Annotated in this window: 19 protein-coding genes; 6 read left to right on the top strand and 13 right to left on the bottom strand. The window is 59.7% G+C overall.

Annotation, left to right across the window (positions count from 1 at the left end; genetic code table 11):
- Positions 1–21 precede the first annotated feature (21 nt).
- A complete protein-coding gene (locus NKJ76_RS02840; RefSeq protein WP_352536741.1) occupies positions 22–1,272 on the bottom strand; it encodes an MFS transporter in 1,251 nt (416 codons plus the stop codon).
- 176 nt (positions 1,273–1,448) lie between these two features.
- Between NKJ76_RS02840 and NKJ76_RS02835 the strand changes: the two genes are divergently transcribed.
- The 4 genes from NKJ76_RS02835 (at position 1,449) to NKJ76_RS02820 (ending at position 4,621) form a co-directional block, all read left to right on the top strand.
- Positions 1,449–2,360 carry a LysR family transcriptional regulator gene (locus NKJ76_RS02835; protein ID WP_023691455.1) on the top strand — a complete coding sequence of 304 codons (912 nt, stop codon included), beginning with the start codon at positions 1,449–1,451 and terminating at the stop codon, positions 2,358–2,360.
- Between the two features lie 290 nt (positions 2,361–2,650).
- The gene (locus NKJ76_RS02830) at positions 2,651–2,854 is read left to right on the top strand and encodes a hypothetical protein (protein ID WP_023667962.1); all 204 of its coding nucleotides are present in this window, start codon (positions 2,651–2,653) and stop codon (positions 2,852–2,854) included.
- Positions 2,855–3,078: 224 nt separating this feature from the next.
- Positions 3,079–3,333, top strand: a complete 255-nt coding sequence (locus NKJ76_RS02825) for a hypothetical protein (RefSeq protein WP_023699977.1) — start codon at positions 3,079–3,081, stop codon at positions 3,331–3,333.
- Between the two features lie 313 nt (positions 3,334–3,646).
- Positions 3,647–4,621 carry a L,D-transpeptidase family protein gene (locus NKJ76_RS02820; RefSeq protein ID WP_352536740.1) on the top strand — a complete coding sequence of 325 codons (975 nt, stop codon included), beginning with the start codon at positions 3,647–3,649 and terminating at the stop codon, positions 4,619–4,621.
- A 114-nt stretch (positions 4,622–4,735) separates the two neighbouring features.
- Here NKJ76_RS02820 and NKJ76_RS02815 read toward each other — a convergent pair whose 3' ends face one another.
- The 9 genes from NKJ76_RS02815 to NKJ76_RS02775 all read right to left on the bottom strand — a co-directional run bounded on the left by NKJ76_RS02815 (position 4,736) and on the right by NKJ76_RS02775 (position 15,523).
- On the bottom strand, positions 4,736–6,754 hold the full coding sequence (locus NKJ76_RS02815) for a CHASE2 domain-containing protein (protein WP_352536739.1): 2,019 nt from the start codon (positions 6,752–6,754) through the stop codon (positions 4,736–4,738).
- Positions 6,755–6,769: 15 nt separating this feature from the next.
- A complete protein-coding gene (locus NKJ76_RS02810) occupies positions 6,770–7,594 on the bottom strand; it encodes a FecR family protein (RefSeq protein WP_352536738.1) in 825 nt (274 codons plus the stop codon).
- Complete coding sequence (locus NKJ76_RS02805) at positions 7,591–8,808, bottom strand: tetratricopeptide repeat protein (RefSeq protein WP_352536737.1); 1,218 nt, start codon at positions 8,806–8,808, stop codon at positions 7,591–7,593. Before NKJ76_RS02805 ends, NKJ76_RS02810 begins: the two co-directional genes overlap by 4 nt.
- A 531-nt stretch (positions 8,809–9,339) precedes the next feature.
- Complete coding sequence (locus NKJ76_RS02800; protein WP_352536736.1) at positions 9,340–10,527, bottom strand: magnesium transporter; 1,188 nt, start codon at positions 10,525–10,527, stop codon at positions 9,340–9,342.
- A 202-nt stretch (positions 10,528–10,729) separates the two neighbouring features.
- Positions 10,730–10,885 (bottom strand): hypothetical protein, encoded by a 156-nt coding sequence (locus NKJ76_RS02795; protein ID WP_023739587.1) that lies wholly within the window; start codon positions 10,883–10,885, stop codon positions 10,730–10,732.
- 144 nt (positions 10,886–11,029) lie between these two features.
- Positions 11,030–11,746, bottom strand: a complete 717-nt coding sequence (locus NKJ76_RS02790; RefSeq protein WP_023739588.1) for a pentapeptide repeat-containing protein — start codon at positions 11,744–11,746, stop codon at positions 11,030–11,032.
- A 1,531-nt stretch (positions 11,747–13,277) separates the two neighbouring features.
- Positions 13,278–13,421, bottom strand: coding sequence for a hypothetical protein (locus NKJ76_RS02785; RefSeq protein ID WP_156942341.1), 144 nt, complete (start codon positions 13,419–13,421; stop codon positions 13,278–13,280).
- A 1,503-nt stretch (positions 13,422–14,924) separates the two neighbouring features.
- A complete protein-coding gene (locus NKJ76_RS02780; RefSeq protein ID WP_245260474.1) occupies positions 14,925–15,074 on the bottom strand; it encodes a hypothetical protein in 150 nt (49 codons plus the stop codon).
- Positions 15,075–15,142: 68 nt separating this feature from the next.
- Positions 15,143–15,523 (bottom strand): ATP-dependent DNA ligase, encoded by a 381-nt coding sequence (locus NKJ76_RS02775; protein WP_050596043.1) that lies wholly within the window; start codon positions 15,521–15,523, stop codon positions 15,143–15,145.
- A gap of 96 nt (positions 15,524–15,619) precedes the next feature.
- Between NKJ76_RS02775 and NKJ76_RS02770 the strand changes: the two genes are divergently transcribed.
- Positions 15,620–16,132 carry a response regulator gene (locus NKJ76_RS02770; protein ID WP_352536735.1) on the top strand — a complete coding sequence of 171 codons (513 nt, stop codon included), beginning with the start codon at positions 15,620–15,622 and terminating at the stop codon, positions 16,130–16,132.
- Positions 16,133–17,266: 1,134 nt separating this feature from the next.
- On the opposite strand, the gene NKJ76_RS02765 is transcribed toward NKJ76_RS02770, so the two are convergent.
- Together NKJ76_RS02765 and NKJ76_RS02760 are read right to left on the bottom strand one after the other, a co-directional pair.
- Positions 17,267–17,434 (bottom strand): aminotransferase class I/II-fold pyridoxal phosphate-dependent enzyme, encoded by a 168-nt coding sequence (locus NKJ76_RS02765; protein WP_352536734.1) that lies wholly within the window; start codon positions 17,432–17,434, stop codon positions 17,267–17,269.
- A 14-nt stretch (positions 17,435–17,448) separates the two neighbouring features.
- Positions 17,449–17,736: an aminotransferase class I/II-fold pyridoxal phosphate-dependent enzyme gene (locus tag NKJ76_RS02760; protein ID WP_084013535.1), complete on the bottom strand. Its 288-nt coding sequence runs from the start codon at positions 17,734–17,736 to the stop codon at positions 17,449–17,451.
- Positions 17,737–18,217: 481 nt separating this feature from the next.
- Between NKJ76_RS02760 and NKJ76_RS02755 the strand changes: the two genes are divergently transcribed.
- Positions 18,218–19,648 (top strand): coiled-coil domain-containing protein, encoded by a 1,431-nt coding sequence (locus NKJ76_RS02755; RefSeq protein WP_352536733.1) that lies wholly within the window; start codon positions 18,218–18,220, stop codon positions 19,646–19,648.
- Between the two features lie 289 nt (positions 19,649–19,937).
- On the opposite strand, the gene NKJ76_RS02750 is transcribed toward NKJ76_RS02755, so the two are convergent.
- The gene (locus NKJ76_RS02750) at positions 19,938–21,233 is read right to left on the bottom strand and encodes an HlyD family type I secretion periplasmic adaptor subunit (RefSeq protein WP_352536764.1); all 1,296 of its coding nucleotides are present in this window, start codon (positions 21,231–21,233) and stop codon (positions 19,938–19,940) included.
- Positions 21,234–21,264: the final 31 nt, after the last annotated feature.

The raw sequence follows: 21,264 nt of genomic DNA, 5'->3' as shown, positions 1-21,264 counted from the left end.
CAGAGGAAACGAAGATCTACTTCAACCTATCACATCATTGCCAGATGGGCGGCACAGGATGGCTTGCTGTCTACGGTTTCCGATGTTCCGGTTAAGCATGGATGCGCGGCACACCGGCAGCAGCACCAGCAGGATAATGGCGGAATCGACCCAGAGGACCCTGTTCACGCCCATCGTGTCGACGATCTGACTGGTCGCTAGGGTACCCACGGAGATGGCAAGATTGAAAGTGAAGCAGTAGATGGCCGTCGCGGTCTCCGCGCTTTCTGATGCTGCACTCAGCACCCACGTCTGCAGCGTAATGGGCGCCGCGCCATACGCGAAGCCCCACACCAGCAGCAGGATGGTTCCTGTGAGCGGCGTGACCCCGAGCAACGGGAAAAGAGCCAGCGTGGCCCCGAGCCCAATGACGACGCAGGCCAATGTGCGACCGACGGATTTTGCGGCCCAGACGCCTGCGACGGCGTTGCCAATCATTCCGAGAATGCCATACCCCAACAGTAGCCAGCCTATGCTCCCTGCAGTGACGCCCGAGACCTCCAGCAACACCGGGCTCACGAAGGTGTAGGCACCGTAGTGGGCAGCCACCAGCAGTGCGGTCGCAACCACGCCCGCCAGAAGGGCGGGATTGCGCAATTGCGCACGCAGGGCTTTCACCTCCACAGGCTGCGCCGCCTCCAGCTTCGGAAGCACAAGCAGGGCGGCGAGCAGTGTGGCAAAGCTCAGGCCGGCGAGAGACCAGAACGCGCCGCGCCAGCCGACTAGATCACCGATGATCGTGCCGGCCGGCACGCCCAGCACCGCAGCGGCACTTACACCGCCGAAGACAATAGTCATGGCGCGCGGCACGGACGGTCCAGGAACAAGGCGTACTGCGATGCTCCCGGCTATCGCCCAAAAGCCACCGATGGTGATCCCGACGAGCAGCCTGGACGCGAGCAGAACGGGAAAGTTCGTTGCGAGCGCTGAAATCACGCTCGCTGCAGCCATTACCGCGAGCAGGCCCGCCATCAGAATACGCCGGTCGAGCCTCCCCACTGCCAACGGCAAACCGATAGAAGCGAACGCCGCAATTACGCCGGGTATCGTCACCGTGAGACCGCCACTCCCAATAGAGACATTCAACTCGGAAGAAATTGCCGGAATCAGCCCCACAGGGAGTTGCTCCGCAGTGATCATCGAAAAAATACCCAGCGATACAGTGAACACGGAGAGCCACATGCGAAAAGTGGCTCCCTGTTTCTCCCGAAGGGCTGCTTTGGTCAGAGACATGATCACCTCCAGCCCGCGAGAAGGCACTCGACGCCAACGTTTCGGGCAAACGTTAGAGAGACGGATCGGGCAATTGATCCCGGCCTAGTTTCAGATAATCTGTCCACTGCGGATTGATAATCGAGGGAGATATGGATGGTGAATTCACGAAACGTGAATGAAAGAGGTGATTGCAGTTGGACCGGCTGACCAGCATGACCGTGTTTGCCAACGTCGTCGGTGAAGGCAGCTTCGCTGGAGCGGCCAAGCGGATGCGACTATCGCCAGCGGCCGTGAGCAAGCATGTCCAAATGCTGGAAGAGTGGCTTGGCGCACGCCTTCTCAACCGGACGACCCGGCGCATCAGCCTGACAGAGCTCGGCGCCTCCGTCTACGAGCGCAGTCTGCGCATAATCGAGGATGTCGAGGAAGTTCGTACGAGCGCGGCCGAGAGCAAGACACGTCCGACCGGCTCACTGCGTGTCAGCGCGCCGATCTCCTTCGGCGCGATGCACCTTGGGAGAGTCGTTGCAGAATATCTCGCGGTCTACCCGGAGGTGTCGGTTGAGTTGGTGTTGGACGACCGTGTGGTTGACATCGTGGAAGAGGGCCTGGATGTCGCGGTACGCATCGCTCCACTCACGGTTTCCAATCTGGTTGCTCGCCGAATCGCGCCGTCACGCGAGGTGGTCTGCGCTTCGCGCGATTATCTGGACAGACGCGGGCGTCCCACAAAGCCGTCGGATCTCCACGACCATGATTGTCTGGACTACGCGTTGCGCGCCAGCCGCGGAAAATGGCGGTTCGACGGACCAAAGGGGGAAGTGGCGGTAAAAATCACTGCACGGATGACGGCAACGAACGGGCAGCTCCTGCGCGATGCGGCGCTGGGTGGAGCAGGCATAGTACTTTGCCCCACTTTCCTTGTTGGAGAAGCCATTCGTTCGGGCCAACTGGAGACAGTGATGCCCCAGTTCAAGCCGGTAAGCCGGTCGATCTACGCGATGTACCCGTCAAGAAGGCATCTTTCCGCCAAAGTTCAAAGCTTCGTGACGCTTCTCGCCGCCCACTTTGGTGAGAACCCACCTTGGGACAACTTTGGACCATGACGACTGGAATGTTGAGCCCAGAGGCCGCGCGCACTTGCACGGCCTTACTGTGCATGGGACCAGCACCCAGGGCCAAGGGGCGGTGCATATCGAGCCGTCCAGCACCTTTTCGAGACTGAAGCATCCGCTATTTGCCGACGGTCAGTCGCTGAGGCTCAATCCACCGCCCATCCTAAGCGCCGCCAAAGCGCAAATTGTAGCATCTGCGGTGTCTCTGGTTCTCTGCGGCCACCGGCGGAACGGGTTGTAAGCAGGCGCGTTCCTCCAGCGTCAAGCTTGGAGAACATACCATGGATGACGAGCTGCGCCTGAAGTTACAAGAGCTGAGCCAAAGCATGCAAACGCGAGCGGCCGAACTTTCGACGCTCGGCGGCAGCGCAGACATAAGTACGGTGATGTCGGGGATCGCCGTCGCTCTGGAGGCGCTACTGGTGATTGCCGAAGAGATGAAAACGCCACGTTCCGGCCCTTCGGTCCTGCCCGACGCTACATGAACATCTCCGATCGTTTGGGAGAGGCTCCAGAGCGAGAGCGCCTACCGCTCACCAGCAAATCGCTCGCCGAGGAACTGGCTTTAATCCACATTCTGGGTTGGAGAGTGGAGAGCGCAATCTACTCGGTGGAGTACTCCAGGTGGGGTGAGCGTCGGCAGAAATGGATTTTGCACTCGACGATGCCTTTTGGGTAATCGGGGACGGCCTTAGGACGGAGGACCATGATGGCTTGGATGGCCGCAATTTGCCCGATTACAGATGAGCAGGCGCTCGTTAATTCGGAGACAGTTGGTGACATCCGGGAGTTTCGCTGTCCGAGTTGCGGCGACTTCAAAATCACGAACTCGGCCACCGCGATGTTCAAAGGCCTATCGGCAGAACAGAAGTTGGAGCGCTTCGAATACGCTAGAGCAATCGCGGGCGACAACGCGATCACAGTGACGACGGAACATGGATCTATCGATACCGAAGATCAATAGAATACCCGCCCGATAAGCCGGTTCCCAGCGCATCTCCTCACTTGCTGCCCTGAGACCATTTGACTGCCGGTCCAGGTAGTGGGCAGTTTGAAGGTAGAAGCTCACGTCAACATGGCCAGACCATTTTTACACTGCCGATCTGCGCGGCCAGCAACGCCTCTCGTGAGGGGCAAGGCATGGGCATCAAACGTCTCGGACCGGTCGGCAGCGTAAGGCTGGTTGCCTATGATCCCCTACCGGCGAATGGAACCAGATCTGCCACAGCGCGTCATAGAAGCAGATCAGGTGCGATTTAACGTAAGGAGTGAAATCGATGATCAGGCTCCTTCTCCTCCTCGCCATTGCACTCGCCTTCGCATGCGGCGGGACGGAGGCGGCCAAGCTGGACCTAGCCGCGGTAAATCAGGCGCAATTCTCCACCGGCGATCCGAAAGGGCTCGATCCTGCCGTGCTGAAGGCGCAAATTTTTTTGGATCGTGCGCGCTTCTCACCGGGGCTCATCGACGGCCGCCTTGGAGAGAACTTCGCCAAGGCGGTCAAGGCCTTCCAGGCGTCCAACGGACTGGCGCCAGATGGCAAGCTCACCCAGGCGACTTGGGACAAGCTGATGGCAACCTCCACCAGCCCAGCTCTGATCACCTATGAACTGACCCGCAAAGATGTACGCGGCCCCTTCACCAAACGCATTCCGGGGCGCATGGAGAGGATGGCTCGCCTGAGAAGGCTTGGCTATCACGACTCGATCGAGAAGCTGGCGGAGCGCTTCCATGTGAGCGAACCATTGCTCAGGAGGCTAAACCCAGGCACCGGATTCAGGAAAGCTGGAACCACGCTGCTGGTACCAGATGTTGGCCGGGGTGAACCTCCCGCCACCATTGCCGGCGTCGAAGTCGACAAAGGCGCTCATCAGGTGCGCGTGCTCGACCCCTCCAATAAAGCGCTTGCCGTCTACCCTGCCTCGATCGGGAGCGACGAGAAGCCGGCACCAAGTGGGCAGGCAGAGATCCAAAGGGTGGTGCACAACCCGACCTATCACTACGATCCCGATTTTGCATTCAAGGGAGTCAAAACCAAGCGGCCCTTCACCATTGCTGCCGGCCCTAACAATCCCGTGGGATCAATCTGGATCGACCTCTCCATCGAAAGCTACGGCATTCACGGCACGCCCGAACCCGGCAAGATCGGGAAGACCTTCTCTCACGGCTGCATTAGGCTAACGAACTGGGATGCCGAGGACCTCGCCTCAATGGTGCACAAACATATGAAGGTGACTTTCAAGGACGAGTGACGCAAGCCGTCGCATCCCTCGATGGTCGCCGAAACGAGATGTCCGTCTGTGCCCGTGACAATCGCATCTTGCGATCCGCTGGATCCGATCAGCGGATGCTCCGGGTTCGGGGTGTCAGGTCAGCGGCGCCATTTGCACGGATGGCGGCGAACCAACCACCATGACGGGGGCGCCAGATTGCTCACCACGTTGGCTCTCTACTTCGCGGCTCATACCTTGTTGAGCAGCTTGCATCTCCGGAACGGTGAAAACCGGCACCTCGCCCTTGAAACCCTGGAGCTCAAAGGCGCCCGCCTGGACGACCGGCATCGATGCTCCTGCCGCAAAGCCGGGTCCAAGCACCAGGGGGATGCCCAACTTCTTGGTCGTCGATTCGAGCCGTGCCGCGCGGTTCACGGGGGAGCCGATCGCGGTGTAATCGAAGCGCCGTTCGGAGCCGAAATTGCCTACCGAGCAGATGCCGGTCTCGATGGCGACGCCGATTTCGATGGAGCGATGGCCATCCGCGGTGAAGGCGGCGTCTTCGCGCCTCACCCGCTCGATAAGGGCCAGGCCCGCGTCGAGCGCACGCTCACGATGATCGGGTTGATCTAGCGGTGCGTTCCAGAAGGCCAGCACCGCATCGCCCATGAACTTGTCGATGGTGCCGTCGCGCTTGAGGATCTCATCGGTCGCAATGCCGAGGAAATGGTTGACCACCTTGGCGATCTCTTGGGTGTCGAGCTGTTCGCTCATGGTCGTGAAGCCACGTATGTCGCTGATCAAAATGGTGATCTCGCGCTTCTCGCCGGACAGGATTGCCTCGGTGTCCGAGCTTGCGAGGCGCTGCACCACGGAGGGCGACAGATATTGGGAGAACTGTCGCGTCAGGGTGGACCGGCGCTGCTCGCTGCGCCTGTAGAGGACATAGCCTTCGAAGCCCGCAACCATGATGGTTGCAAGCGCCGGCTGCAGCGGGTCATAGAGTGCACCCTGCAGGCTGTACTCGAGAGCGCCGAACACGAACGGCGTGACGGCCAGCAGCGCCAGGGAGAGGGCACCAAGCACGACACGCCCGGCGAGCACTCCGGAAACCCCGATGAAAACGACGGCACTGAGGAGAAACCAGAGCCGCTCGAGCATACGCGCGTGCGCTGGCTCTGCCAGGAAGCGCCCGGCAAGCATCTGGCCGATCGCATCGGCGTGGATCTCCGCTCCTGGTCGCGCTGGACTCGTCGGCGTGGGCAGGTACTGCGTCAGGCCCACAGCCGACAGGTCGACAATGGCGATGGCGTCCCGCAGCCGCGGATCGCCATGGCCCGAAAGGATAGTGCTGGCAGACAGGCGAGGCGTGTCGGTGGCGGTTTCCCAGAGGCGGATGCTCCCCTCCGGCTCGAGCGGCACAATGGCGCCTGCCATCCTGAGTGCGTCGAACCCGGCTGCATTCATCCGGGCTGTGTAACCGTCCTGTCCAGCGTAAAGGCGCAGGAGCTCGAGTGCGAAAGACGGCCACAGCTGCGCGCGTTGAGGGGTGTTGCGAAGCCAGAGCAGCGGCACATGGCGCAGTACGCCGTCGGGATCGGGCAAGGTGCGAATCACGCCTAGGCCTGCGGCGGCGTTCGAGAATTCGGCAAGCGACCCGGTAAGACCGGTGAAGCCGGGAAGTGTATCGGGTACTTGCCCGACGATCGACCAGCCGGCTTTGGGTTCTGCTTCTGAAACCGTCGCTTCATTGCCCAGGCTGACGGCAAGCGCCGTTCGATTTTTGGACAGCGCCGCTGCCAGGCGCTTGTCTCCGGCCATGCCCTCAGGCGAGGTGTCAGCCTCGGGGAGTACCAGCGCAAGCCCGACCACCGCCGCGCCGGATTGCGTGATGCCATCGACCAGATCGGCCAAGAGGCCACGGTTCCAGGGCCATCGCCCATGTGCCTTGAGGCTGTCGTCGTCTATCGAGACGATCACGACAGGATTGCTCGTCGCCTGGCGTGGGGCGAGAAACTGATAAAAGTCGTACGTCCGCTCACGCAGGCGCGACAACGGCCCGTCAAAAGCCAAATGGCAAGCGAGCAGCAGGAGCACGACCAAAAGGCCGGATATTTTGCGCCTGCCGGCTTGCCGCCAATCAGCCCAGCGCCTACCGACCGAGTGGCTCATCTCGTGCAGCCAGGCCTAATCGCAGTTGTAGTAGTAGCAGCAACCCTCACCCTCACACTCGCCCCGCCGCCCCCCGCTGCCCGCAGGTGGCGTTGGGCTGTCAGGGAATTCCATGACCACTCCTGGCAGTGCGCCGTCCCTGGACCCGCAGACTTTGAGCGAGGAGCCTAGAGCCGACGCACAAATTGCGCTTACGTCCAACCCAGGACCCGGTGCGCCCGGCAGGCCGGTTCCCGCTATCCGGTCGATACTGTCCAAGATCGGGAAGGCGTCGATGCCGCCGTAGCCGGCCAGAAGCTTGCCATCGTCCGACGTGCAGGCGTAGCCCGGGTTCGTGATGACCAGCCGTTTGCCATTGATCGTGCAGGTCATGCGGCCGGCGCGCAATATGCCGGCGGTCTGGCCGGCTGCCACCAGCACTTCGATAATGCCGCCTCTCGCTCCGAGCACCATGTGCGGCGTCGCAACCTGCATGACGCCCCCTTTCGAAACCTGGCCGCCATAAAAACGGGCCAGGCCGCTGTTCATCCCGATGTCGATCTTTCCCGACCCGGAGCCCGGATTGTAGACGAACTCATCGATCGTCAGGCTGGTGTTCGGACCAATCTTGGCGCTCGATTCATCCCGGAACACCAGCATTCCGAGACCGGTGGGATTGCTGCGCAACTGGTCGCCGAGTTCGACGCCGGCGCCAACGTTCATCGTCCCGCCGTTATTGCGGACGATGATGGTCTGATAGGCCGTCATCGACCCGACCGTCTCAGCAGCGGATGGTGCCGCGAAGGCGAGGCAGGCGATAAAAATGACGATCTGATGATACCTCATCGCGGCCTCTTTCAATTGAGCGTCAACGTATAGCTCATGAGCATTTCGAACGATTTTCGGTCGCGGTTGGCGAGGGCGAAGTTGGTTTTGCGGTAGGCGAGATCGACGCTGATCTTCTGCGCTTCCGTCAGCTGAAAATCGCTTTCCGAGGCAATGCGCCAGAAGTCGCTCTTGATATTTGTGCCGATGCCGACGGACAGATCGGGAGTGTCGCTGTGGCCGGCCGATAAGGCGATCTGGTGCGACCATGCGAAAAAATCCGGTACGTTCATCAACAGGCCGCCATAGCGGACCTCGCCCGTATAGCTGCGGCTGATTTCGCCCGATCCGGAAGCGAAGTCATTCGAGCCGACAAAGCGCAAGCCGAGCGCCTGGCCATTGCGGAAGCGGTAGCTGCCGCCTGCCTCATAGAAGACCCTGCTATCGGCGAAAATGCCTTGCGAGGCGCTTAGATCGATGTAGCCGCCACCGGCGAAGAGCGTCGTCTCGACCGTCGGGCGAACGACGAAACGTCCACTGAGGCCGATACCGGTTTCGTAAATGTCGCTGTCGAAACGATCCGTAACGGTGAACGCGGAAAGCAGCAGGCGCAGCGAATCGATCCCGCTGTTGGGCAGTCCCTTGTCCCAGGTTATCGCTGCGTTGCCGTGGATAAAAGTCTTCTCGCCACCCGGAACCGACAGGTCTTCCGTGAAAAGACGCTCACTCGCGGCCAACGACCCCGAAAGAACGAGCGCGTCGGCACTTGGCGTGCCGAGGTCCCACCGCACAAAACCTTCCGCCTGCCCGTAAGGCGAGACGAAGCTGTCGTCGTCCTGCGCCCCGCCTGGCTCAAAATCGGTGAATGCGCTGAATACGCCGCCGGTCAGGGCGAGTTCCCAGGTGACGCCACGCAACGCGCGCTCGATGCGGGCGAGCAGGCGAACAGCTTCCTGTTGCTCACTTGCGGTCAGACCTCCGACTTCGATGCCGTACTGCACCTGCCGCCGGGCCAATTCATAGGACCCTACATGATAATACAACCGGCTGGCCGCAAGCCGGGCGCGCGCATCGCGCGGGTATTGGATCAGATACTGCTCGATCGAGGAGATCGCCTGATCGTATTGCCCAGCATTGACCGCAACCGTGACGAATTGGGCGAGCGTTCCGTTGTCGGCCGGACTGGCGATGCGGGCCGCAAACGCATCGTCATAGGCCCCAAAAAGACCTTGTGCGCCGGCCGGCAACACGCCGGCACAAAGCAGCGCTGCGGCGACGCCGAAGATCGTTCGAAACGAAGATTGCATGCCGAGAACCCACCCCAAACCCGACTAGTGCGAGGGATTTAGCAGGACTGCAAGAAAAAGGCGACTGAACGGTCGCCGGACTTATGCGAGTCCTCAGCAGCTGTTGCAGCTGCGCAACAAGATATCGGGTTTATTCCTATTTCGGCTGCGCTGATTGTCAAAAACTCTTCTCGACATTGCTGCACGTGATTGAAGTATTTGGCCCAAGGCTTAACAAACTCAAATCTCATCAGTAGTGGATCGCACAGCCGACAAGATTAATATTGGGTGGGCGATTCTGCGTATCTGGTCACCAGGCTTCAAGGTCACCCACGGTCTCCAAAGGCCTTCCGTCGCGTTTCGCAAGGGGCCGGAGAGCTGCCGGAAGGTGCTTCTCACGACGCGTGTGCGATTCGGCCCGGGTCTTGCAATTTCTTTGAACGCGAGGTCAGCTCATTGCCCAACTCCCAGGGACGCGTCACCGCACGCAGCTTGCTAGAGCACGAGCATGGTTGCCAGCCCCAGCATCAGGCCCATGCCTACAATATCGGTCACGGTGGTGAGGAAGATCGCCGAGGCGACCGCCGGATCGGCGCCTACCCGGCGCAGGCCCAACGGGATCAGCACGCCGGAGATGCCGGACATGAGGCACGATCCGGACATGGCAAGCAGGATCACAAGTGCCAGCATCGGCGCCTGCGCCGCCGACGCCGGTTGCCTCGAGGCATAGAACCACATCGCCGCAGCCGCAACAACGCCGACGAGCGCGCCGTTGGCGGCCGCGAGCGCGCCCTCTCTCATCACCAAGTGCAGCTTCGGTCGTTTGTCCACATCCCCCAGGGCAAGGCCACGCAGCGTCATAGCCAGTGCCTGGCAGCCGGTGTTTCCGCTCTGCCCGGCCAAGACCGGGAGGAACGCCGCCAGGGCGACGATCTTCTCGATCGTGCCTGTGAACGAACTGACCACGAATGCGGCCATGAAGGCCGTCAGGAGATTCAACTGCAGCCACGGATGGCGCTTCAGGAAGGCTGAAAACAGCGGCGTAAAAGAGCGCTCCTCCTTCTGGAGGCCGACCATCTGGCCAGACTGGGCGGAAATCTCGATGATTTGCTGCTCGAACAAGCGCCAGCCGCGAACCTGCCCGAGCAGCCGGTTCTCCGCATCCACCACCGGATAGACAGGATAGTGACGCCGTACCGCCGCCTTGCATGCGTTACTCAAAGAGAGACCGACATCAAGAGCGAACGGCCTGGGCAGCATGATGTGATCGACAACCGCGTCCGGTTCGCTCAGCATCAGATCCCGCAGGACCGCCAGGCCAACCAGTTTATTACCCTCGTCCGTGACGTAGAGATAAGTGAGCTCGGTCGGCACTTGGGCGCCTCTGACGGCTTCCACCGCGGCAGCAACCGTCGTCCCGACAGGAACGCTGGCGGGGATCGGGTCCATCACCTCGACGAGCGACTCGGGGATCGCGAAACCCATGTCACCATCATGAGAGCTGATGGGCCGCATATGCAGTGGCAAATGCTCGGCCACCTTACGGGCGTGCCCGTCAGGCAACAGTTTTAGTGTGTCGCGGATGAACTCGGGAGACTCTCTAGCGAGCAATTCAGCTGCGTCATCAGGTGCTCGAGCACGCAGCGTGCGCACCAACTTCTGAACGCCGGTCTCTTCGTTCATATGATATGGCCCCCCAATTGAAAGTGAAAAAGTTGTGAAGTGTCGGATCGCACCGGGGCGGAAATACGACAGCTTCTTCCGGCCCAGCAGTCCGCCTTGTGGTTCTCGCAAGCGCCGCCTGCACCCTCCTAGCTTGAGAAGGCAAAGCAGACGTCTACATTTTGGGCGTGCCTTCGGTCAGGTCAGCACGCGAGTGTCCGCGCTATTTCCCTCGCTTTTCAATCTTTAGATCTGGGAGGTCGGGTCGCTTGGATAACACACCGGCCTCCTTCAAGGCTGTATATCCAACCTTTTTGAGGAGCTTCTCTGTTTTGGCGCGCTCCTTGTCCAGAGCGGTATCACCTTTGACCTTGGGCATCCGTCCTCCATTTGGTCGTTGTCGTTCGCCGGTAAATGAGATTGCCGGAAATGTCCCGCAGTGTCGTGCTTTGACCCGCGGCCGAGGACTGCATTGAGGCGCATTGCCGCCCGGCAGCCTTTGGGCCGGAAGCGGACGGGCAGGCTATTCCTGCTGGAATTGACAGGGCCAATCTTCTGGCCTCGTCATGCCAGAAGGCAACTCGGTCCGGGCGTCTCCGCAAGCCATGTTGAGCTGCCACTGGGACAGACCCGCCGAATTGGACAGATCGAGGCCCTCGATACGGGTCAGAAAGAAAAAAGCGCCGTCAAAGTCTATCGGTGCGGTGAACTTCGCTCCTCGGAAGTCCGCCCGCGCGAGATTGGCAAACGAAAAGTGGCTGCCGCTGACATCGGCGTCATGGAACTGTGCACGCCCCAATTCCGCCTTTGTGAAATCAACATTGACCAGATTGGCGTCCTGGAAATTCGAGCGCTGCACTTCCGCGCCCGCAAACACAGCGCCCTGCGCGTCCATATGGCTGAAGTCGGTCCTGTAAGCCTCGATTTTGTCGAACCGGGCGCCTTTGGCGGTCGAGCCGGCCAGGGAAGCGCGCACAAGCGTTGCCTTCTCAAAATTTGCCGCAAGGAGATTGCTGTTCCTGAGGTCGGTCGAAGTGAAATCAACACCGAACAGGTTTGCCCCGCTCAGGTCCTGTCCTTCTAGGATGAGAAGCTTTTTGTCACACTCCTGCCAATTGACGCCAGGCGTCGCGGCTGCGTAGCAATCTTGAGCGGCGGAGGCGTTTTGCCAAGCCAATACAGTGCAAACCGCCAGAACCAAGCCGGATCCGCCGTAAGCTCTGGTTCGTCTCAAAGTCATTGTTGCTGGACCCCTCTGCTACTCGTCGACAATCAGCCTTACCACATCTGCTGACACTCGAGCCACGGTAACGACCGCCGTCACAGTTTGCGCATCAACGAACCGCCGATAGCCAGCGGCAGCTTGCGGAAATTATCGAGAGTGGGGAAAGGCTTTGACGGCAGAGTGCCTTTTCGCAGACGCGCATGAGCGCCTCAAGTGCACGAACGGAGCGTGAGCAGCGCCTGGAGGAGCGTCTGACGCTCGCGAAGGAAATGACGGGGAGCGTAGATCCGTTGGATTTCATAGTTCGCCAAGCCGTTTCTCTCGTATTCTCTCGTATGGTCTGGCGAACCAAAGGACCAAGAAGACAACTAGTTTCATGCGAGCTGTATTTGACCATGGTAATATGAGCGCTGCCGCATTTGGCCGGAAGCTGACTGGCCGCTTCTGGCGCAAAACGATAACGGATGTTTAACCTGGTCTGGTTCAAGCACCGTTGTCGGGTTCAAATCGCGTGACCACGCCAATGGTACTCCAGTATGGCGCTTCGGAACCTCCAGGTTGCGGGGCCTTGTGATCGCAAGTAAACAGTCGCGGAATTTGGTCACACGAAATGGCCAATCACCGGTTTCGAACGTCCGCAATTCGTGGCGTGAACGATATATTGCACACCTACGGGACCTTACTGACCGATGCCGGCCTGCTCGCCTGTAGGCTGGCGAGGAGCGGCCTGGGGAGTCTCTGGGCCGGCGTCGGTCACCGCTGGCTACGCTGTTGCCTGCGGAAGCTGACAGTCATTGTGATGAGGGCAATTTGCCCACCATCGTCGTCAAACTGCGCGGCGCCGTGAATGACCTACTGCATTCCGCGGAGGGAATTCACGTCGGCGCAGAACTCGGCGTAGGGCTTGCTCATTGCCGCGTCATTGCATTCGCGCAAGATCATTTCGCGCATGGCCTTAGGCTTGTCCATGAAGACCGCCTCCCGGCCTGGTCGGGCGGAGCCGGCGACTTTTTCTGTTCGCCGAAATCGTCAAGCACGCCCCTGCTGGGGCGAAGCTTTCTAAAGCACGTCCGACCACATATTTTAGGAGGGCGCCACCAACGCTCTACCAATCACGGTTCGGAACACTGCCGAAATAACCGTTAGTCGGCGCTAATGTTTCGGTCTGGACTCGCTACCGCTTTGGAAGCATTCTGCACTCGGGGGAGAGGGCGTGGGCAAAGTCCAGCGTCATCAAGGTGCGGATCAGGCCGACCGCTGGCGCAAGAACGCAAAGGGGCGGTGGATGTGGCGACGGCAATATCTGCCGGCGCTGGTGATGGTTCCCTGACCGGTTTTCAAAGTGAACCCAAGCTCTCGACAAGCTCGTCGGGCTCATCCCAGCTGGCTGGCTGAGTGGCACCCGCACGGCCGGCGCGGGGAGCTGCGATATCAAGGGCAACATTTCCACCAGTACCGACGAGCGATTTATCACGTTCCAGGGCAGGAGCATTACTGCCAGACGACGATCAGTTTCAGTACAGCGAGCGCTGGTTGTGCAGCGAGGCTAGGCATGGGCCGCCGGCTGGCGCAAAGCAAGGCGGTAGCGCGGTAGCCACCACCATGTGCAGGCCCACCAGCCCGTCATCATGGTCCGAACCTGATCGCACCCGCCGACCTTGGTCTCAATGTCGTTGATTGGCACTGCCACGCGGCTTTCCTTCATTCGCATGGTTCGCAGACATTAGCATTATCGCATACTCTCATCATCCGGCGTCGTCACCCTCACAAAGCAGCGCCGGTAAGGCTCGGCGCCCTTCTTGTTTGTCCCATGTGCCAAAGGAGGTCGCCGGGCCTGCCGTTGCTCATCTTTGCGGGTTGCTCCTGATGGCTCCGCTTGGCGCCGTGGCCCTGCGTCTTCCTTCAGGTAAGGCCGGCGAGGCGCTTGTCAGACGGCCTGGCATGTAGGATTATGGTCCTCGTCGCGGCGACGCCCTCAATGGAGAGCGCCAATGGCCAGAACAAACCTTCCGAACAGCTTTCCCGGGCTGAAATCGAGCGCTTCCTGGCGGCAGCCGAAGCGCTGCACAAGAGCATCGCCGGGCCGCTCCTGGCGTACCACAGGGAGCACTGCCAAGCTCTACCTGAGGCCCATGGACCCCTGTTGAAGTCGATTGAGACGGTCACCGGCCAGAAGGCGCAGTTCATCCGCTGGAACGGGACAGGACCGGCACAACCCCGGAGAAGCCTCCGGGCTGGTTGTCCTCGCGCAACTCTCGCGCCGCATCACCTCTAAGAGCAGTTCGAAGACGCTTTCGATTTCGCCGTTGATTTGGTCGGCAGGGATGCCAGGCTTCTCGGCCGCCGTCGTCAATTGGTCTGCTAAGTCGCTGGCAGCGATCGGATCGCCTCGCGTCACAATCGCGGCGCGGAGGGGTTTTATTAGCTCCCCCTCATCTTGACGCCGGTGCCGGCTGCTCCAAAGTCTTGGGCATGGCTCGGGGAAGTATCAAAGTTGGCGACGAGGTCGCAGTCACGGCGATTGTGCGCGGCCGGGTGACGCCCGATCGCATAAGCGTCACGATCCCCTCCTACGACTTCCCGCATTCTGTTGTCGATTCGGCTTCGAAGGCTGTGATTGGCCAGCATATGGAATTGATCGGCCCTATACACGCATCGACGGGAACAAGGTAACCGTCAGCCTCCGGCCATTGGTGACTGTCGAGGCCGAGCACGTGCGCCTGGTCGAAAGCCACGTGGCGCTTCCGCGAGCGCGAAAAAGGCCGCTCGTTGACAAAGTTTAACTTGCCTGCCCCCCAAGGAACGGCCAGTGAAACTTTCCCCATCACATCGGCTCTGGTCGCCTCCCGCTAGCTGCCGGCGCGTTGCGATATCGGCGCAGTAGACGGGTCGGCATTTTCCGAACTTTCCGCCATGTCGTCGCGATGACGTTGGCGAAGGCGCTTCAGCAAATCGCGTGAGGCTTGAATCGCCCTGCGCGATTGATCCATTTCTGGCGAAACGTGGCGCGTTCCTCCATGGACTTCTGCCACTTCAGCAAGGTAGCCGTAGTCGCAGTGGCCGCTTGAGCGATATCTATGGGCGTTGCAACCATCGCATCCTCCCAAAAAAGGCAATGGTAAACGCAATCTTTATAGGCCCGCCGAAACCCTTTCTTCAATCAAAAACGAACATACGGCACATGGCAAAATGGCTATTCGTCGGGCCGCTCGACGGCGGCTTCGTCGACCTCGGCCTCCATCTCGTCGTTGACGGTTTTGGTCTTGCCAAAACCGTCCATCGCCACACCGTCAAAGCCCTGCAGCCATGCTTCCGCATATTCCTGCCAGTAATGGCACCTCACGCTCCTTGCCATCCTTGCGCGACTGCGCACCGTACATCCATGCATAGGTGACGCGCTCCTGGTCCTTTTTAGCTACGGCCATTTCCGTTCTTCTCCCGGAAATCCAGCAGCCTTGCGTGCCGCAGCTTCTCTTCGCCTTTGAGGGTCTCGACCCAGCCAACCAGTCCGGGCTTCAGCCACTCGGCCTTTTCCTTTTTATGTCCCTTCGGGACCGGGCCGCCAACCTTGCCCTGGACACGATCCCAAAGCGCTTGCCGCTCAGCGGCATTGAAGTTGACGAGTGCGCCGCCTTTGTAGAGGCCCTTTTCAGCCATGATCACCTGGGTAGCTTTGCCGCGCTCGCGCTGTGCACCGATGATTTGCATTTCCTTTTCCTCAAAGCACTTGATCTTGCGCCAAGCGCTCGTTTGCCGCTGCGATATGGACTGCCCCTTGAGCTTCGAGACCATGCCTTCTAGCCCGTCTCGTCGACCAGGTGGCAAACGGCGTCACCAGTGCGGCATCGCTCCTCTGAATTGAATGCGCCCGCCGGCAGGGATCATTTCGTGCAGGATCTCGCCGCGATCTTCGGTCGGCATCCCGCGCAGGTCATGATGCGTGGAACCCTGCCGGTTGCTGACCGTTCTCCGTCAATGGAAGCCCCGAACCAACAGAGCCAAACGATCCTCGTGGTTGACGGCGACGTCATCGCCCGATGCGTCATCGCGGACTATCTCCGCCACTGTGGCTACAGGGTGATTGAGGCCCATTTCGCACGTGAGGCGCAACAAGCGTTGAACTATGCGGAGTTCGGTGTGGACACCGTCTTGTGTGACGTTGACCTGCCGGGCAACATGGACGGGTTCCAACTGTCGAAGTGGGTTCGCGAGAACAAGCCCGAGGTCAAAATAGTGCTTTCTGCCGCAGTAGAACGAACTGCGATCGCGGCGGGCGACCGTTGTCAGGAAGGCCCGCACCTTGCGAAGCCGTATGAGCCGGCCAACGTAGTGGACCATATCAGGCGACTGCAGCGTGTTTGGAGCTTACGATCCAGGAACCCTGGTGCAAAGCGCAATTGATCTCTGTCCAGACGCCGAGAGGCTCGTCTGCATACCAATGGTGATTTAGCCCTGCGAACTGGACGCCGCTCAAAGGAAGAACGGCGTATAAGCCGCAGTCCTGCGTGCGGCCGCAACAGTGGACGGTTGTCGCGCGCAGGACGGAGGAAATTCGCCTTCCTGCCGCGGGCGGTGAACGGGATACCGTAGGAGCGTCAGCATAGCGCCGGCCACAGAACGGGACGCGGCACCGACTGTCCCGTCCGGTAGTCCGCATGTTTTGTCGAAGCCGACCGGCTGAGATCGTGCGCATTTTGGTTCTCGACGGCACGGCCGCTGATCGGCGATGATGCGAGGACCGAGTTGCCCGGAAGAAATCGATCTGGTCTTGCACCTTTTTTGCTTCCTCATTCGCGGGGCAGCTTGTGATTTTCCAGCCTGACAGACCCTCCCCTGTCTATAAGAAATTTCCCGACGCATGAGCGCACGTCGAACACAGTGCGGGGCTCCAATGCTCACCGGCAGCGCGAGAATGGTAACCACCTACCTTGAGGGGAGCGCCACGTGCGTAATCAACGATGCAGGCGCTGCCAACCTCGGCATCCCCGGGAATAGCAGGCTTATAAATAAATATATCGTTGATCAACGCTATCGGCGCAGCCGCCGGGAGATGGACAGACCGCGTTCCAGCTAGGGCGATCGATGTTCCAGGCTAAAGGCATTGGCATGCCCGAATTAGAAAAAAGACCTGAATCCCGTAAAGCAGCAACAAAATGCCGAAAGCTATCCAGAAGCCGGGTCGCGTAAGCAATGCCAGATCTTTTCTTAGCTGCTCCATTCACATCAACTAACACGGCCAAGCGTCGTTCCCGTCCGCTGGGGACAAATTTCAACTAAGCTAATAGGCTTCGTCGCATAATGGCCGCGCCACTGCGGATCGAGACACCTCAGCGCCCCGCATGAGCACGCGCAACTCGATCGGAGGCGCAAGGAGAAAGTTCGGAACGGTTCCAAGAACCCCAAGCAAATTGAGCGCCGCAGCGGACGATAAGGTTCACGCATATCCCGGCGAACATCCGCACAGCAATGGTCAACATCAACGGCAGAAGGGCGTCCGAAAAGAAACGCCTATCTGCGTCACCGCCTCATCGAGAGTCACCGCTGCGGCATCTTGAATAAAGGTCGGCGATCCGAAGAGCATGCATTGCGCAAGATTTTCCAAATGACCTGATGCCGAGACCGGCCCAACGTCCACCCTAGCCTCCAGCCGGTCATTGCATGAGACTTCGACAGGCTGTTCACAATTATCGTCCGCTCTCTCATTCCGGGAATGGATGCTATTGAGGGAACTCGCCGTCGAACACTGTGCTGCGGTAAACCTCATCGCTGATGATCCATAGATTGTGCCGCTCGGCAAATGTGGCAATTGTTTCCAGATCGTCCCTGCCGAACTCATATCCGCCGAAATTGTTTGGGGAATTCAGCAAGATCGCCCGCGTTCGATCTCCTACCGCTGCACTGAGAATGTACTCGGATATTTTCTGTCGTGCATTTTGCAGCGATTGTTTGACGGGTCGGACCACTGCTCCACCGGCGCGTATTGCCGCTTCGTATGTAGATACCAAGGCTCAAGGCAAAGCACCTCGTCGCCAGCTCCGGCAACGGAAGCTTAGTGTGATTGGGCGGCCAGGCGGCCGGTCCCCAATTCGTTCGAATGATGCGCTTGCCTCGCCAAGGTCGCATGGTGAGTCAGCCGGCAAACCAAAACACTCAACCGCCGGTTAGGCCCGGCCGCCTGATGCGCCCCACAAGAGGCTGTGCCGGGCCGTTCGTCGGGGCTTCTGCACCTGAGCGTTAATGTGCCCAGGCAACACACCATTGACGCCAAGACGATGGCAAGAAGGGGAGTCGCGCAGTCCTCAAGAATAAGTCAGCAGGCACCTAGACCGATGTAGGGCCTTCCAATCGCAGCTCTCGGCTCCTCGCGACGCCGGCGCCCTGGCATCGTTTGATTGAACGAAGACGCTGAGTTGAGCTCTCGATACAAAAGCATCTCAGTCCTCGTGCCTCAATGGTTCCGGGCATGCGGCTGCAGGGGATGAAGTCATGAAGTTCAGGGATTTGATCAGACGCGCCGAGGACAATGTGGAGAGGTCGTTCGACGATCTCGAAGCTGACTTGGCTAACGCTGTCGACCAGTGCCTCGATTTGGAGGATGGGGCCGACGTGCCAAACATGGCAGGCGACAACAACGAACAGGATGACAGCGTACGGAGTGAGGGCGGTGCCGGCGACGACGATGATAGCTCGCCGATACCAGCGCATCGGCTGACCTCACACACGCAGAGCCGAATTGCTGCCGTGAGCTCGTTCAACGGCTTGTTCCATGATGCCAAGCTCCATTTCGAGGAGATCAACGCAAAAATCTCCGAAATTACGGGCACATGTCAACTGACGTTCGAGTTTTTTCACATCCTTCACGCGGACATTCTCCGTGCGAACGAACTGGAGCTGGCGAATCAAAATCTGATCGCAGATCAAAGGAACTTGTCGGAAACACTCAATGACCTGAACAGACGGTACTGTGAGCGTCAAGGCACCATCGAGACATTGCAGCAGCGCCAGGCAAGCCTTGTTCAGGAGTGTGAAGTGCTCCGTGGCGCGTTGGCCGCGGCAAGGCTGGAGCTGGTCGAAGCGGCGAACACCACCACAAAGAACGAAGCGGAATTTGGCGACCTCACGAACATGCTTGCCGCCGCAAATGTCGAGGCCGACAGGCGCTCCCGAGAGAACAAACAGCTGCGTGAAAAGAATGTGAGCCTGTCTATTGACCTGGAAAAGGCCATGAAGCGGGAGGAAGAGGCACGGCATAGGCTGGATGCCTTCTCCACGATCCATGCCAACGAAGCTGCGCGAAATTCCGAAATGCTGAGTGCGCTCGGCAAGAGCGAAAAAGAGGCAATCAAATTGCACACCTCACTCGAGGTTGCGCAGGCGAAGCTATGGGAGGTGACCGAAGCAGCCAGGATTATGCAGGCGGACATGGATGGCGAGCTTAAACGCTGCCAGGCTGAGAACCGAGGATTGCGCTCAGAAATTCAAAGTCTCCAATCGCGCTTCGAACTCGCCTCAAACGCAAACAACGAGGCCGCGGCCGAGATCGCCAGGCTCCAGCTACAATGGAGCGACGCCCTGGCCGAAAAACAGGTGACCGACGAAAGGTTGGCCGCACTCACCGAGGAGGCCGAAACCAACAAGGTGAACCTTTCGAAGATCGCCGCAGATTTTGCACAGCTGTCCATGCAGCAGGCGTCCGATCAGATTGAACTCGATGTGAGACGGCAGGAATGCGAGGACCTGCGGGTCGAAATTGCCTCGGTCAATGCTCGGGTCAGGGAATTGCTGCCCTACAAGAGGTCGCATGGAAGCGCGAACGCCTTGCCGCATACATCTGACGTGGCAAATGTAGCGGTGACTGCAGACCGAACGGTGCATGCCGCACGCCGTGTCCGCCGCAGGGCCCTCGCCGCGTCGTAGGAGCAAAGAACCTCTCCTCGTGAGGCAATTGCTCATCTCGATGATCGTGGAACGGTATGCGCTGTTTGTTGCGCAAAAGATGACAGGACACTAACGCTGTTGTCGGGGCAGGACTTGGTGAGGCGGCCAGGAAAATCCTGTTGGGGCATCCTTGTAGCCGGGACAATGTCCCAGACGAGCCTCGCGCGTCGGCCGCAGGCGTCACCCCTGTGGCATCACGTCGCCTACCCTAATATGTCAGCAAGCACGCCTGCCGTGTTCCCGCGGTCGACCGCTCACAGCCGCCATGTCATTCCCGGAAAGCCCTCGACATCTGGTCGGTAAGCGGCTTCAGCAGATAAGACCAGACGCTGTGTTCGTCCGTACTTATGTGAACCTCCGCTGGCATACCGGGTTTGAGCACTTTGGCATCGGTCAGACAGGTGGACTTGTCTTCGACATTGATGCGCGCCGAGAAATAAGAAAGCTGGCGCTGTTGATCTTTTATCAGGTCCGCCGAGATGCGCTTGACAGACCCTTGGCAGGCAGGCGTAGTGCCGGCGTCGAAAGCCGGAAACCGGATCGAGACCCGCTGACCTGGACGAACGTCATCTATGCGCGACGGCGCAATCAGCGCGTCGACGACAAGGTTGCCGGTGTCAGGGACAATCATCATGAGAACCTCGCCCGCGGCAATCACGCCGCCGATCGTGTGAATGGAAGATTCCTGTACCGTTCCCGATTGCGGAGCGCGGATGGTGGTTTTGGCCAGTTCGTCCTGTGCCACAACCTTGCGCTCGCTGAGTTCGGTTTGCTTGGCTTCCGTTTCACGAAGTTCGCTCGTCACGTCACTACGCCTTTGTTCATCGAGCTGAAGAATCTGCAATTCGGTCTCGCTGATCCGGGCCTGCGCCTCGGCAACTGCCGCCGCGAGGCGCCCTGATTCTCCGTGCGCCCGGGTGGCATCCAGTCTGATGTTGCTAAGTCGCTCTTTGGACACCAGTTTCTTTGTAAAAAGCGCCTGTACATCGACAAGATCGCCATCCAGCAGGACCACGGATTGTTCTTCCGCGGTCTGTTGCGCCTTGAGGCCCTCAACTTGGCGTTCGAGTTGCTTTGAGCGGCTTTGCAACTGTGCCTTCTGCCCGTTGAGGGCCGTAGCGCGGCTGTCGAACAGCGTGCGCTCACCGTCCACCAGCGCAGCCAGCTCCGGCTCGCCCATTCGCGCTTGAAGGCTGAACGGAAGCTGCATCTCCGACAGGCCTTGCCGCTCTGCCTCCAGCCGCACAAGCCGAACCGTTGCCCGATCAAGATCCTTGCTAATTATCTGCAGATTGGCCCGTGTCAGCGTGTCGTCCAATCGTGCCATCACATCGCCGGCCCGTACATGATCCCCATCTTGCGCGAAGATGCCCCCTATCGTGCCGCCCGTCAGATGCTGGACCTTCTTTATGTTGCTCTCGATCACCACGGTCGCCGGCGCAATTACCGCGCCAGCAATCTTGGTCAGTCCGAGCCAGAGCCCGCCGCCGGCAAGCAACATAACCGTGACCGCCGCACCCAGGATCAGGTTGGCCCCGATTCCATCGCGCGTGCCCGAAATCATCGCGTTGCGCCGGCTCCCATTGCCGATCGGG

Source organism: Mesorhizobium sp. M0029 (genome assembly GCF_040323735.1).
Taxonomy (GTDB): domain Bacteria; phylum Pseudomonadota; class Alphaproteobacteria; order Rhizobiales; family Rhizobiaceae; genus Mesorhizobium.
This window is presented reverse-complemented; position numbering and strand designations above follow the sequence as displayed.